This is a genomic window from Plesiomonas sp. (genome assembly GCF_051650925.1).
In the GTDB taxonomy this organism is placed as follows: domain Bacteria; phylum Pseudomonadota; class Gammaproteobacteria; order Enterobacterales; family CAMTGL01; genus Plesiomonas.
In genome coordinates this window covers 1-1,059 of record NZ_JBOFRH010000581.1, presented here as the reverse complement: position 1 = coordinate 1,059, position 1,059 = coordinate 1, and the positions used below count along the sequence as shown (strand labels likewise).

2 protein-coding genes are annotated in these 1,059 nt (G+C 47.9%); both read right to left on the bottom strand.

Translation table 11 applies throughout. The features are described from left to right. Nucleotides 1–403, bottom strand: a 403-nt coding sequence (locus ACRC27_RS13750; RefSeq protein WP_438640140.1) for a MutH/Sau3AI family endonuclease, incomplete at its 3' end; no start/stop codon positions are given. A 402-nt stretch (nucleotides 404–805) separates the two neighbouring features. After that, the coding region (locus ACRC27_RS13745) for a hypothetical protein (protein WP_438640139.1) at nucleotides 806–1,059 on the bottom strand (254 nt) is incomplete at its 5' end.

Genomic DNA, 1,059 nt, shown 5'->3' with positions numbered 1-1,059 from the left:
CGATCCGGCGCTCACCGAGCGGGATCGTGCGTTCACCTTCCACCGGTAGCCACAACACACAGGCCAGCTTGTGTCGCACATGGCTGGTTTCCCAGCTCACACCACAGTTACCGGTTAGCGGCGCGACACACACAAAAGTAGTTTCCAGCGGTTGGCCGTGACGATCCACAGGGATGGTTTTTAGCTCCACCCCCAGATGCGGAAAATCTTGCTCCGGCTTACTGCCAGCATACGCGCCCAGATGTTGTTCGATCAGCGTACCAATCCACCCCTTGTCACGCTTGAGGTTGGGCGGTACGGGCAATCCACGCTGCGCGGCTAATTCGGCCAGCGAATACCCCGCCAGATCACGGGCGCGGTCAAACAGCGCCTGGCGAGAAACAGGAATCATGTCAGTGTTCATGCTCATTATCTTACCACCCTTTATGCCCTGTAGTGATCCACGGCACAGGGGTTACTTGTTGTTCATTTTTTGCGCAGCAAGATCGTTATTTATGGGATCCTTCACGAGCCCACGATCCGCCAATTTATAATGCAATGATTTATAAGGAAATATTAAATCATTTAGGGAGGCTAAGATCGCCGAGGCGAAATTATTGCTGGATAAATCACCGACAATGAACAGGATCTCCCCACTAGTTATCCACAGAAATCTTGGATAACCGTGGATAACCAACCGATACTGGCTGGATGAACAGGGGTTTGTGGTCAAGGTTCCGTGCGAGGGTGCACAAAACTGTCGATCTTGTCAGCGGTATGTGTGGATAAATTCGGCGCTGGCGGATCTTTGCTCAATCATGGATCTTTACGATCCTTTTGGTTTGTCTTCTTGTGGATTGTTTTGCTTTTGTTTATTTAATTCATTGTTTTTAATGTATTTAATTGATGGTTGTTGGCGCTTTATGGCCTGATCAGTACGGCGATTTATATGCAAGCGAGATATTTTTTCACAGTGATATCCACAGAAAAAGTGAATAAATTCGCCGAATTTTGGCAGAAGGTGTTTATAACTTCTCCGCAAAGCAAAAGTTATCCAAAGAGTGGCGAATAAAACAGCAA